This is a genomic window from Streptomyces lucensis JCM 4490, assembly GCF_014650035.1.
In the GTDB taxonomy this organism is placed as follows: Bacteria; Actinomycetota; Actinomycetes; order Streptomycetales; family Streptomycetaceae; genus Streptomyces; species Streptomyces lucensis.
In genome coordinates this window covers 311,131-323,958 of the sequence record NZ_BMUE01000003.1, presented here as the reverse complement: position 1 = coordinate 323,958, position 12,828 = coordinate 311,131, and the positions used below count along the sequence as shown (strand labels likewise).

Here is a 12,828-nt window from a genome sequence, read left to right as displayed (position 1 = left end):
GTCACGGAGCGCCTCACCGGGCGTACGGGCGGACCTGGACCAGGTGGAACGCCCCCTCGGCGGTCATGAGCCACTCGATGTCCAGGGCGCCGTCGGGGTCGCCCGCGCTGAAGTGGGACTGCAGCAGGCGTCCCACCAGGGCCAGTTCACCCAGTTTCGCGCGGGTGTCCGACGGGAGGTCCTCACCCGACGAGCCGACGTCCACGGTGCGCCCGCCGCCCTCGACCGTGTTGTACAGGTACTGGTGGGGCAGGACCGTGCCGTCGACCACCCGCTCCGGCGAACCGGCGGTGCAGTTGACGTACACGTTGCGGAAGTCCTCACGCCGGGTCGGGTTGCAGGTCACCAGCACACCCCCGAGGTCGGCGGGCTCGTACCGCTGGATGATCACCCCCATGTAGGTGTCGTCCAGCACGATGCCCGCCTCGTGCCGCAGACGTACGCTTCGTGGCGACAGCAACGACGTCCACACCTGCCGCACCGCGTCCAGCAACTGCTCCTCGCCGCGCACGGTGGTCACCGAGTCGTATATCCCGGCCGCCGAGAAGCCCGGCAGGTCCTCGGCGTTGGAGGACGAGCGCACCACGAGACGCCGTCCGTCCGCCAGCAGGTCCGGCGCCGCGCCGCTGACGGCGCGTGCCACCGCGTCGGGGAGTGGTGTGCTGTGCATCAGGCGCTGCAGGTCGAGGCAGAGGGAGTCGATCACGTCGAGCACGTCGAGTTCGAGCGCCATCTTCAGCTTGCCGATGCCCTGTTGCAGGGCGGGCGACGAGGTCAGGAAGAGATGGTGCAGACGGAACGGGAGCGCCACCCCCTCGGGTGCCCGGACGGTGGCCGCCACGCGTTCGGCCGCCGCCGCCCGCAGCCGTTCCACGGGCGCTTCGGGCTCGCCGAGCCGCAGGGCCAGGTGGGCGAGCAGATCGGGCCGCGGCGGGCGCGGGCGCGCGTAGAACGCGGTCAGGTCCGCCGTGCGGCTGTCCAGGACATGGTGCAGTTCGCCGAGGTTGGCGGCCTTGGTGCCGTAACTGTCGCGGTCGGCGCGCCGCAGCCGGTGCAGGGCCATGACCGGCGCGTCGTCCAGCAGGGGTGTGTCGATGCTGATGCGCTGCTGGTGCCAGACCGGCCTCTCCAGGACCGGGGCGTCGGACAGCCGCTCCAGGGTGATGGCGTCCTCGGACACCCGGTAGCGCACCCACGCGCCGTCCAGCCCGTCCCGCCGCACCAGATCGTCCAGGTCGCGGACGATCGCGTTGGGGATGCCCCATCCCGAGGCCAGGACGTTGGTGTGCGAAAGCGGCGTCGTGGGGCGCGTGTTGACGAACCCCGCCACCCGGGGCACGTCGTCGGGCAGGCAGGCCATCGCGACGATGTCCGCCCAGCCGAGCTGTGGGGCGGCGCTGCGGTACTCCGCCGGATCGCGGAAATAGCGCAGCCGGCCTTCGGCCACGCCCGGGTTCAGGCACGTGCGGGTCCGGTTGCCGAACAGCTCCTGGCTGAGGATGCGCGGTACGCGTGTCTCGCTGACCGAGGCGAGTTCGTGCTCCTGCCAGTGATTCGCCGGTTTCAGCAGCAGGGGGAGGCGCCCGTCCACCCTTGCGCGCACGTAGTGGTAGAACTCCTCCAGCAGTGCGGCCCGCATGGTGTCCGCCTCGGTCGTCTCCAGGACCAGGAAGGGCCGCTCGGCGCCCTCGGCGTCCTCGTCGCTGTGCAGGGACAGCACGCCGAGGAGGAAGCGGCGGTCGGGCGCCGTGTACACGGACGTGTTGAACGCGTCCAGCTCCGTGTCGAGTTCGTCCATGCTCATGCCGAGGAGGCGGGTGGCGATGTAGTCGGCGTGGAAGGGGTGCACCCGGGTGTCGAGCAGGTGCCAGGTGTCCTCGGACCTGTCCACCACCACCTTCAGGTACGGGTGTCCGGCGAGCACGCCGGACAGCGCGCGGAACAACGGCAGCGAGAGATTGGCGCCGACGACGGTACGGTCGCCCGCCGTGTCGGGGACGTCGGCCACGTGCGGTGCGCGGGTCACGGCCGGGCTCCTTCGGTGACGTCCGTGGGCAGGATGCGCGGAAGCGCGTCGACCAGGGCGGTGAGGTCGCGGACGACGGACTGCGGCCGGTCCGCCGACAGCAGGCACAGGCCCGCCATGGTGTTGGCCCCGGCTGCAGGCTCGTAGACCGGCACGCGGGCCCCGTCCGGCAGGGAACTCTCGCGGACGACGGACAGGGTGCTGCCGGCGCCGACCGGCGCCGAACGGACGACCGCCGAGGCGTCCCACAGATGGCGGCGGGGCCAGGGGGTGCCGTCGCCCCGCACGGCGAGGACCACCAGAGATCCGGCGGCGCCGGCGGCGTCCTCGGGGGTCAACGCCCGCGCCGGCCAGGCGGGTGAGCCGCCGAGCAGCTGGTCGGTGAACATGCCGACGAGATCGAGGCCGAAGACCTCCTCGATCTGCGGCACGGTCATCGCCCCGCCGAACCGCGCGGCCGTCTCGATGACCCACATGCGGCCGGCCCCGCCCAGCTTGATCTCCGTGTGGGTGCCGCAGTTCTCCAGCCCCAGGGCGTCCACGGCGCGCCGGGCGAGGTCCACGATGGCGTGCTGGGCCTCGCGTCCGACGGCGGCCGGGGTGATGCCGGCGCGCTCGGTGAACGGGGCCACCGTCGGCATCCGTCCGCTCAGGCAGACGGGACGGAACTCTCCGTCGGCCACCACGCCCTCGACACTGACGTAGTCACCCCAGCCGGGGCCGTCGAACCACTCCTCGGCACATCCGCTGACGATCTCCTCGACGATGAAGTCCTCCGAGGCGCCCGGAACGTGCAGTTCGGCGAATCCGAGCAGCGCGGACTCGGCCATCACCGCGCGCGACCGCCGCCAGGCCTCCGAAGCGTCCTCGGGCCGCTCGATGATCTGGTGTGCGGTCGAACCGGCGCTCCACGCCGACTTCAATAGAAGTGGACATGACAAACTGATGGTCGCGTGCTCCAGTTCGGCCGCGCTGGTGACGGTGCGGAACGGCGGCTGCGGTACGCCCCGGCGCTCCCACGCCGCACGCATCAGGCGTTTGTCGCGCGCCAGGGGGGCCGCGGGCCCGGCGCCCCTCAGCCCGAGTCGCCGGGCCGCCTCGGCGACCGCGACCACCGCGTACTCCGAGAAGGTGAGCACGGCGTCCGCACCCACCTCGCGGGCCCGGGCGGTGATGAGTTCGACCAGGTCGCCACCGCGGCCGTCGAGGGGGGTGGTGACCGACGCGCACAGCCTCGCGGCGTCGTGGGCCACGGGGGTGGGCAGTTCGCTGAGGGCCAGCAGGTGCACCGCGGACCTCGCGGCCACCCGCGTCAGGGCATGGCCCACCGGAGGGCCGCCCTTGGCGTGCACGTACAGCACCTTGTCCACGGAACTCCAACTCCTTCGATGTCGTCAGGCCGCTGGGGCGCGCCGCTGTGCGGTCCGCGGCCACGCCGGTGCACCGGCCGCTGTCGCGCCGTCTCCTTCAAGCGAACCAGCACCCGCCCGCGTCCGAGGCGCCGAGAGTCCCGAACCACTCAGGCAAATGCCCTATTGCCGCCGCCGATCCGCGTCAGGCGACGGCGCGGTCGCGCCGTGCCGGCGCCGGCGCCGGCGCCACGGCATGGAGCGCCTGCCGCGCCCGCATGCGCCTCCCTTTACGGGATACGCATGAGTTGTCACACAAAGTGATGTGGTTGAAGGGTTGAAGGAGTTGGACGTGGAGGAAGCTGACTTCAAGGCGTTGCTCGCGCCTCTCGCGATGTCCTGGCGGGAATCCGGCAGCGGCCCGGGCGTGGCCGACAGCGGGGGCGCCGCGTTCGACGACCCGTACGCCACGTTCGCCGACCTCGCCCCGGCCGCGGCATTCGTGCGCGACGTCTCGGGCCGCTACCTGTGGGTCAACCACGCCTATGCCCGCCTGTACGGCACCACGCGCGACGCCGTGATCGGGCGTCACCTCGCCGACGTCGGGGCAGCCGGTGACACCACCCGGTTCCTATCCCTCGACCAGGAGGTTCTGGCGCGCGGCCGGCCGGTGCGGCACACTCTCGCCTACCGGCGGGCCGACGGTCGCCCGGGCTGTGCGGCGGGCTACCGCTTCCCCGTCCGCTGGGGCGCGGCCCGGTGCGTCGCGGGCATCTACGTCGATGTCACCGACCACGCCCAGGCGCCGGACCGACGACGCCAGGCCGAGGCCGACTTACAGGCCCTGCGTGACCACAGCGGACTGCTCTGCGTCCGCCTGACCCCGGACGGCCGGATCAGCGAGGCCGGCACCGCGGTCGCCGACGTCCTGCGCATCCGGCTGTCCGACCTGGCAGGCCTGCCGGCCGACACCCTGCTCGCCGGGACGCCCGAACGGAGCGCCCTGTACCGAGTCTGGGACGACCTGGTCAGCGGCCGGCGCCGAAGCGCCCGCGCCTGTGCCGTCCTCGTCGACCGGGACGGCTGGCGGCGCCGGGTCCGGATCCATCTGAGCACCGTGTGCGGTACGGCGTCCGGCGTGTCGGGCGTGTGGGCCGTCGGCACCCGCCTCGGCCCGCGCCACCGGGCCCAGCCCGACCTGACGGCCGCCCAGATCCGCATACTCGCCCTGCTGGCGGCCGGCCACAGCAACGCGGACATCGCGGGGAAGCTGTGCCTGTCACGGCAGACGCTGGACTACCACCTGAGCCGGCTGCGCGTCCTGCTCGACGCCGCCACCCGTCCGGCGCTGGTCGCCCGGGCCTATGTGCTCGGCATCCTCTCGGCAGGGACCTGGCCGCCCCGGTCCTCGACGGCGGTGAACCCGGCGAGCCCGGTCTGAACGCTCCGTTCCCGTCCTGCCTCCGCCCGGGAGGAAGGGTCCCGTCATTCCGGGCGGCTGAAGCGGTGGGCGGCCCACAGGAGGGCCAGCGCGCCGCTGGCCAGGAGAAGGACGCCTTCCAGGGGGAGGGGAGGCTGCCGGCCGGCCCACTCGATGCCCGCGACGGCCGCCTGGTCCGGTACCCGCAGGGAGATGCAGCGGCGCAGCAGGTCCACTCCGTAGGCGAGCGGATTGGCGCCGGCCAGTGTGTGGGCCCAGCCGGGCAGCGTCTGCAGCGGGAAGAAGGCGCCGGAGACGAACAGCAGCGGCATCATCACCAGGCCGAGCAGCATGTGGAACGTCTCGCCTCTGCGCAGGGTCACCGCCAGGGCCAGGGCCAGGGCGGTGATGGTGAAGGAGACCAGGATCATGCCTGCGAGGAGCAGCAGCAGGAGGGACGGGTCGTAGGGCAGGCCGACGATCCCGGCCAGGCCGAGGAGTACGGCGCCCTGGGCCGTGGCGACCAGGGTGCCGCCGAGGCAGCATCCCAGGAGCAGGGTGGAGCGGCCGACCGGGGCCATCAGGAGTTCTCGCAGGTAGCCCCGTTCCCGGTCGCTGATCAGGCGGGCGCCGACAGTGATGGCCGGCATCTGCACCGTCATCATCAGCACCCCGGGGAAGAGGTAGGTCTGGTAGCCGACGCCGAGGGAGCCGTGGGGGACGAGTGCGGCGAGGCCGCCTCCCAGGATGAGGAGGTAGAGCACCGGATGCAGAAGCATCAGCGCGGTGTGGGTGCGCTGCCCGGCCAGGCGCAGCAGATCGCGGTACACCAGTGCGTGGACCGCGCGCAGTTCGTGCCGCAGGCGGGCCGGCCGTCGACCGCAGGGGGCGGCCGGGTCCGGGAGGGTGAGTGTGCTCATCGGCCACCGCCGGCTTCTGCCGTGATCGGGTACGGGGAGGTGGGCTTCGGTGTCCGGCCGGGTTGTGTGCCGTGGATGCTGCGGCCGGCGTGGTGGAAGAAGACGTCGTCGAGCGTGGGCGGGGTCGCGGACGCGGCGTGCACGGCGATGCCGTGGCCCTGCAGTGCCGCGCACAGGCGGGGGATCCAGGCGCTGCCGTCGGGCACCCGCAGGCAGACCCCCTCGGACTCCACGGTGACGACGCGGTCCGGCGGCGCCGTCCGGCGCACCACCTGCTGGGCCGTCACGTCGTCGCTGGTGTGCAGCACGACCCGGTCGTCCCCGATCGCGCTCTTCAGGGCCAGGGGCGTGCCCTGGGCCACCAGGGTGCCGTGGTCGATGATGGCGACGCGGTCGCAGTTCTCCGCCTCGTCCAGGTAGTGGGTGGTGACGAACAGCGTGCTGCCGTGCCGGTCCCGCAGCGCGCGCAGGTGCTTCCAGATCTCGGCTCGGGCGTGCGGGTCGAGTCCGGTGGTCGGCTCGTCCAGGAACAGCACCCGGGGCGCGTGCAGCAGCCCGCGGGCGATCTCCAGCCGGCGGCGCATGCCTCCCGACAGCGTGCGCACCGGGGAGCCGCGCCGGTCGGTCAGACCGACCGTCTCGAGGACCTCGGCGGCGCGCTCACGGGCGTGGCGGCGGCCCAGCCCGTACAGGCGTGCCTGGACGTGCAGGTTCTGGTCGGCCGTCAGATCAGGGTCCAGGGCGCTGTGCTGGAAGAGCATGCCGACCTGCCGCCGCACCTGGAGGGGCTGTGTGAGCACGTCGGCGCCCGCCACCGTGGCGCGACCGGCGGTGGGGCGGGCCAGGGCGCACAGCAGGGCGATGGTGGTGGACTTCCCGGCACCGTTGGGACCCAGGAAGGCGAAGGTCTCGCCCTGCGGCACGTCCAGGTCCAGGTCGCGTACGGCGTGGGTGACGGTGCCCTCGGGACCCGGGTAGCTCCTGGCCAGACCGCGGGTGCTGATGGCGTACACGGACTCGGGAGCCCGGTGCGGGGCGTGCGGGCTGGTGATGGTGGCTGTCATGAGGCCTGCCTGGGTGAGAAGGTCGTCATCGGCGTGCGGCCGCCGGTGGTCCGCTCCCGCGCCCACCGCTTCGCCGTGCTCGCGCCGTCCGGGAAGTCGTCCGTCGCCACTGGTCGGCGGCTGTCCGGAGCAGCCGCCGACCAGATGGTCACACCAGTCGGCCCGTTTAGCAGGTGACGCCGATGCAGATGGTGTTCAGCGCGGTCAGCAGGCCGACGCACGCGCAGGTGGAGAACGACGGCTTGCCGTCGTGCTCGACGGGGTCGGTCTCGGGAAGCGCGTGGAGCCGGGCCAGCAGTTCGAGGTCCTGGTTGTCCATGGGTTCTCCTTCTGTGGGGGTGGCGGCAGGACATCTGCCGCTCAGACCGGCGGCTGGACCATCCAGTGCCGGGGGTCGGCGTGGCGGAGACGGAGAAGGAAGGCCAGGATTCCGGCGGATCCGTCGCTCCAACTCGTCGAGACGTCCCCGTACTCGTTGGGGAAGACGATGTGGCCGTGGCGGTGGGCCCGCTCGGCGAGGATCAGGCGGGCCACATCCTCCGCCATGGCGCGGTAGGCGGGGTCGTCTGCGCCCGCGGCCATGTCGAGGAGGAAGTCGCCGTTGCCCGCCAGCCCGTGGCACTGGGTCAGGCCGGCGCGGGAGGCGTGTTCCGCGACGGCGTGCGCGGCGCGACGGGCGAGGTCACCGAACCGCTCGTCGCCGGTGACCTGCCACAGCCGCAGGAGGAAGGTGCCGATGCCCGCCGCGCCGTGGCACCAGTACGGGGCCGTGGGAGCCTCCGTGGGCTTCGCGGGCCAGTGTGCCGCCGCGCCGGTGAGCACGGCGTGGGCCAGCAGTTGCTCGCCGGCCTCCACGGCGAGCTCCATGTGCTCGGGGCGTCGCGTCACCGGTGCGGCGGCCAGCAGGAAGGAGGCGATGCCGGCCGTTCCGTGGGCGAAGCCGAGGTAGCGCTGGCCGGCCCCCGGGGTGACGGCTTCGGCGGGAGCCGCCCAGCTGATCCCGGACGGCTCCCGCCGGCAGGCGGCGGCCAGCCGGTCGGCGGCGTCGACGACCAGTTCGGCGAGGCGGGCGTCGCCGGTGCGGTGCCACAGGTGCAGGGCGGCGAGTCCGCCGCCCGCGGTGCCGTGGGTGATGTCGTGACTCGGTGTGGACTCCTGCGGTGCCAGGGCCAGGGCCAGTGCGTGATCGGTGAGCCCGCGGTCGTCGACGGCGCGTCCCGCGTCGTACAGGGCCCACGCGGTGCCGCGGCCGCCGAAGTACAGGCCGGGGCGGGTGGAGGCGGTGTCCGTGCGGCGCGCGATCCAGTGGCCCGCGGTGGAGATCACCTCGGGCAGGCGGGGGTCGCCGGTGAGTTCGAAGTACCGCGTCAGCACCGCCAGGACACCGGCCGCGCCCTGCTGGACGGTGCAGGGGTCGGTTTCCCCGGCCGTGGTGGACACGGGCCACAGCCGTCGGTCGTCCGCCGGCGTCATCGAGCCGACGAGGTGGCCGACGAGCCCGGCGACCGGATCGTGCGGGCCGTCGTCCCCTGCCGGGCGGGCGGCGCCGCGCGCCGGCCGCGCCGGTACGGCCCCCCGGAGAGCCTCGCGGGCCCTGGACGGGTGCCACCGCCCGGCCGGATCGTCCCGCATCAGTCCGAGGATCACCTCCGCCGCGGCGTCCGGCAGGCCCAGCGGCCCGGTGCAGGCGGCCAGCCAGGCGGCGAGCCGCTGTTGCGCGGTTCTGGCGGCGGGTTCCTCGGGCAGCAGGTTCGGTACCTTCCCGGTCAGGACGAAGCACGCGGTGGCGCCGAGGCTGTAGTAGTCGGCCGTCGGGGAGACAGGTGCGTCGGCGAGTCTCTCGGGAGCGCTGAAGCCCGGGGTTCCGAGGCGTGTCGGCAGGGGGGAGTCGTCCTCGAGGACGGCCAGTTCCAGGTCGATCAGCCGCAGTTCGCCGTCCGGACGGACCATGACGTTGCCGGGTGTGAAGTCCCTCAGGACGCAGCCCTGGGCGTGGGCCGCAGCCACCAGGTCCATCAGACGTGCGACCATGGCCGGCGCGTCGGCGCGGTAGCGCTCGCCTCCGACATCCCGGAAGTGTTCGGCGACCCAGGTGCGCAGGGCGATCCCCGGCACCTGCTCCTGGGCCAGGAACAGGTGCCCGCCGTGTTCGAACAGCGCGAGCGGCTCCGGGGCCAGCCCCAGGCCCTTCAGCTTCTCCAGGGCCCGGGCCTCGGCGCGCAGCCAGTCGCGGACATCGCGGCCGGACGCGTCGGCCTCCACGTGCGGCCGGGCCTCCTTGATCACCACGGGGTCGCCCGTGCGGACGTCGGTACCGCGGTAGACGCCCCCTTTGTTCGTGTGCCGGATCGCCTCCCGCACCGCGAAGCGGCCGCCGAGCACCACCGGGCCGCCGCCCGCCGCGTCCGCCGGGCGCGGCGGCGCGGGCACCGAGGCGGGGAACGGGCAGACCGCCCAAGACGGCGCGGAATACCGGCCGGTGCGCTTGTCCTCCACGGGATTGCCGTCGGGGTCCTCGATGAACCACACCAGCAGGCCGTCGTCCGACAACCGCCGCCGGCCGACGAAGGAGCCGTAGCGGTAGTGGACCAGACTGTGGGGGGCGTAGGGCTGGTCGGACAGGATCCGGGGCCCGGCGAGTGCGGCCGTGGCCCGGTGGAGCTCCCGGGCGAGCCGGGCCGCGTCGGCGTCCGAGCGCGGGTACACGGTGATGAACTTGCCCGAGTTCCCCCGCGGCGTGGTGCGGGAGTTGAGGGCGCTGACCTGGTCGAGCGACCGGGCGAACTTGAACGCGGACTCCTCCCGCAGCAGTACCTCCAGGGCCTTGGTGAGGACCTCCGGCGCGGAGGCGGCCGTCGCCGACAGGTGCAGTTTCCAGCCCTGCTCGCGTCCCGACCCGGACAGGGGCGCGACGCGGCACCACACTTCGTCCGTGTCGACCGTCCAGCGCGCGCCCGTACCCGTGGCGTGCAGCGCTTGGTCGAGGAGGTTCTTCAGCTCGGCTTCGGTGCCGGCGTGGGTCGTCATGCGTATCCCTCTCAACGGTGAGAACCGCTGATGGGGACGTGCCCGGTGAGGCGGGCCGATCCCACACGCATACGTCCGGGTTCACCCTATCTGGTAATCACATAGTCCTATTTTCGTACCTTAAGGAGCGTGTCCGGGGTGGGTGGAGGTACGCGGCGTGGCCGGGAAGGTGAGGCGTGTCGCACCGGAGCGTACGAGGCTTGCTATGCAACGAGTTGCATAGGAGGATCGATGTCATGGCGCTCGAACACGCGATCCTGGTGTCGCTGCTGGAGAAGCCGGGATCCGGCTATGAGCTGGCCCGGCGCTTCGAACGGTCCATCGGCTACTTCTGGACCGCGAGCCACCAGCAGATCTACCGCGTGCTCAAGCGCATGGAGAACGACGGCTGGGTCGACGTCCGGGACGTCCCGCAGCAGGGCCGGCCGGACAAGAAGGAGTACCGCGTCGCCGACCTCGGCCGGGCCGCGCTGTCCTCCTGGCTGCACGACCCGATCGAGCCGGAGAGCGTCCGCCACGACCTGGCGGTGAAGATCCGGGGCGCCGCCTTCGACGACCCGACCGCACTGATCCGCGAGGTGGAGCGGCACCGGCAGGCGCACCGGGACCGGCTGGCGCACTATCTCGCAGGAGAGGCGCGGGACTTCACGGGGCCCGAGGCGAACGCGGCCGGTCCGCAGGCACCGCTCGACGCGGAGCGCGAGCTGCAGCACGTCGTCCTGCGCGGTGGCATCGCGTACGAGCGGATGATGATCGACTGGCTGGACGGCGTGCTCGCGACGCTCGCCCGGTTCGGACCGGCCCGCTGATCGCGCCGTGCCCCGACCGTCCTCCCGGTCCGGCCGGTCCAGCCGCCGGACCACCCCACTTCCACCCGTCCACCAGCCGAAAGGCTTCCTCGTCATGGCTGACCAGCTGTTGTTCAACCCGCGCACCTACGACCCCGCGCACTTCGACCCCGAAACGCGCCGCCTGCTGCGTGCCACCGTCGACTGGTTCGAGGAACGCGGGAAGGGACGCCTGATCGAGGACTACCGGACCCGTGCGTGGCTCGGCGACTTCCTCGCCTTCGCGGCCAAGGAGAACCTGTTCGCCACCTTCCTGACGCCGTCGTCCGCCGCCGGGGAGGGGGAACCGGACAAGCGCTGGGACACCGCCCGGATAGCCGCCCTCAACGAGATCCTGGGCTTCTACGGCCTGGACTACTGGTACGCCTGGCAGGTCACGATCCTCGGCCTCGGCCCGGTCTGGCAGAGCGGCAACGCGGCCGCCCGCTCCCGTGCCGCGGAACTCCTCGCCCAGGGAGAGGTGTTCGCGTTCGGCCTGTCCGAGAAGACCCACGGTGCCGACATCTACTCGACCGACATGCTGCTCGAGCCCGACGGCGACGGCGGCTTCCGCGCCACCGGCTCCAAGTACTACATCGGCAACGGCAACGCCGCCGCACTCGTCTCCGTCTTCGGCCGCCGCACCGACGTCGAGGGGCCCGACGGCTACGTCTTCTTCGCCGCGGACAGCCGTCACCCGGCCTACCGCCTGGTCAAGAACGTCGTCGACTCCTCGAAGTTCGTCAGCGAGTTCCGCCTCGAGGACTACCCCGTGGCGGCCGAGGACGTCCTGCACACCGGCCGCGCCGCCTTCGACGCCGCCCTCAACACCGTCAACGTCGGCAAGTTCAACCTCTGCACCGCGTCGATCGGCATCTGCGAGCACGCGATGTACGAGGCCGTCACCCACGCCCACAACCGCGTCCTCTACGGCCGTCCCGTCACCGCCTTCCCGCACGTGCGGCGCGAGCTGACCGACGCCTACGTCCGGCTCGTCGGCATGAAGCTGTTCAGCGACCGCGCCGTCGACTACTTCCGCTCCGCCGGCCCGGACGACCGCCGCTACCTTCTCTTCAACCCGATGACGAAGATGAAGGTGACCACGGAGGGCGAGAAGGTCATCGACCTGATGTGGGACGTGATCGCCGCCAAGGGCTTCGAGAAGGACAACTACTTCGGGCAGGCGGCCGTGGAGATCCGGGGCCTGCCGAAGCTGGAGGGCACGGTCCACGTCAACCTGGCGCTGATCCTCAAGTTCATGCGCAGCCACCTCCTCGACCCGGCCGACTACCCCGGCGTGCCGACGCGCCTCGACGCGGCCGACGACGACTTCCTGTTCCGGCAGGGGCCGGCCCGCGGCCTCGGCTCGGTGCGCTTCCACGACTGGCGACCCGCGTTCGACGCCTACGCCCACCTGCCCAACGTGGCCCGCTTCCGGGAACAGGCCGACGCGCTCTGCGAGTTCGTCGCCACGGCCGCGCCCGACGCGGAGCAGAGCCGTGACCTCGACCTCCTCCTCGCGGTCGGTCAGCTCTTCGCCCTCGTCGTGCACGGGCAGCTCGTCCTGGAGCAGTCCGCCCTGACCGGACTGGACGAGGACGTGCTCGACGAGCTCTTCGCCGTCCTCGTGCGGGACTTCACCGCACACGCCGTCGAACTGCACGGCAAGGACTCGGCGACCGAACAGCAGCAGGACTGGGCGCTGGGTTCGGTCCGGCGGCCCGTCGTCGACGAGGCACGCACGGCGCGCGTCTGGCAGCGGGTCGAGGCGCTGTCCGGCACGTACGAGATGGCTCCGTAGGCGCGCCCGCGGATCACCGGTGGCCGGGCCGAGCGGGTCCGGCCACCGGTCACGGGGGCCTCGTGGTGGGAGGGGTTCAGCCCTTGCGGGTCTTGATCTCCTCGGTCAGCTGCGGGACGACGGCGGCGACAGGCGCTCCGAAACGACTGGTACTGAAGCCGGAGCCGGATGACAACGGTGGCTTCGCCCTGGAGCCGGTGGACGGCGGGAAGGCCGTTGGACGAAGTCCCGTCGGCCGGGGCACGCCAGGGCCCGCCGGAAAGCAGGATCCGGCCGATGCCCTCGGTCTCAAGGTACTGGCAGCGGCGGTCGAGCGAGACGGTCTGCACCTCATCATGGACGGAGGCGCGGGCAAGCTGCCCTCGTGACGCTCGGCCGGGGCGCGGCACGGTCC

Annotated in this window: 10 protein-coding genes; 4 read left to right on the top strand and 6 right to left on the bottom strand. The window is 72.4% G+C overall.

Annotated elements, in window-relative coordinates:
- Window positions 1-13: 13 nt before the first annotated feature.
- Both IE177_RS09395 and IE177_RS09390 read right to left on the bottom strand, forming a co-directional pair.
- Complete coding sequence (locus tag IE177_RS09395; protein WP_229815968.1) at window positions 14-2,026, bottom strand: PEP/pyruvate-binding domain-containing protein; 2,013 nt, start codon at window positions 2,024-2,026, stop codon at window positions 14-16.
- Window positions 2,023-3,396, bottom strand: coding sequence for an ATP-grasp domain-containing protein (locus IE177_RS09390; protein WP_190014685.1), 1,374 nt, complete (start codon window positions 3,394-3,396; stop codon window positions 2,023-2,025). Before IE177_RS09390 ends, IE177_RS09395 begins: the two co-directional genes overlap by 4 nt.
- A 331-nt stretch (window positions 3,397-3,727) precedes the next feature.
- Here IE177_RS09390 and IE177_RS09385 point away from each other — a divergent pair, with 331 nt between their 5' ends.
- The gene (locus IE177_RS09385; protein ID WP_190014683.1) at window positions 3,728-4,816 is read left to right on the top strand and encodes a PAS domain S-box protein; all 1,089 of its coding nucleotides are present in this window, start codon (window positions 3,728-3,730) and stop codon (window positions 4,814-4,816) included.
- A 44-nt stretch (window positions 4,817-4,860) separates the two neighbouring features.
- Here IE177_RS09385 and IE177_RS09380 read toward each other — a convergent pair whose 3' ends face one another.
- The 4 genes from IE177_RS09380 to lanL all read right to left on the bottom strand — a co-directional run bounded on the left by IE177_RS09380 (window position 4,861) and on the right by lanL (window position 9,806).
- Window positions 4,861-5,715 (bottom strand): ABC transporter permease, encoded by an 855-nt coding sequence (locus tag IE177_RS09380; protein WP_190014681.1) that lies wholly within the window; start codon window positions 5,713-5,715, stop codon window positions 4,861-4,863.
- The gene (locus tag IE177_RS09375; protein WP_190014679.1) at window positions 5,712-6,779 is read right to left on the bottom strand and encodes an ABC transporter ATP-binding protein; all 1,068 of its coding nucleotides are present in this window, start codon (window positions 6,777-6,779) and stop codon (window positions 5,712-5,714) included. The genes IE177_RS09380 and IE177_RS09375 overlap by 4 nt, the downstream gene beginning before the upstream one ends.
- A gap of 166 nt (window positions 6,780-6,945) precedes the next feature.
- On the bottom strand, window positions 6,946-7,098 hold the full coding sequence (locus IE177_RS09370; RefSeq protein ID WP_190014678.1) for a VenA family class IV lanthipeptide: 153 nt from the start codon (window positions 7,096-7,098) through the stop codon (window positions 6,946-6,948).
- 41 nt (window positions 7,099-7,139) lie between these two features.
- On the bottom strand, window positions 7,140-9,806 hold the full coding sequence (gene lanL, locus IE177_RS09365; protein WP_190014676.1) for a class IV lanthionine synthetase LanL: 2,667 nt from the start codon (window positions 9,804-9,806) through the stop codon (window positions 7,140-7,142).
- Between the two features lie 236 nt (window positions 9,807-10,042).
- Between lanL and IE177_RS09360 the strand changes: the two genes are divergently transcribed.
- The 3 genes from IE177_RS09360 (at window position 10,043) to IE177_RS09350 (ending at window position 12,802) form a co-directional block, all read left to right on the top strand.
- On the top strand, window positions 10,043-10,615 hold the full coding sequence (locus tag IE177_RS09360; RefSeq protein ID WP_190014674.1) for a PadR family transcriptional regulator: 573 nt from the start codon (window positions 10,043-10,045) through the stop codon (window positions 10,613-10,615).
- Window positions 10,616-10,709: 94 nt separating this feature from the next.
- On the top strand, window positions 10,710-12,434 hold the full coding sequence (locus IE177_RS09355) for an acyl-CoA dehydrogenase family protein (protein ID WP_190014672.1): 1,725 nt from the start codon (window positions 10,710-10,712) through the stop codon (window positions 12,432-12,434).
- A gap of 83 nt (window positions 12,435-12,517) precedes the next feature.
- The gene (locus tag IE177_RS09350) at window positions 12,518-12,802 is read left to right on the top strand and encodes a hypothetical protein (protein ID WP_190014670.1); all 285 of its coding nucleotides are present in this window, start codon (window positions 12,518-12,520) and stop codon (window positions 12,800-12,802) included.
- Window positions 12,803-12,828: the final 26 nt, after the last annotated feature.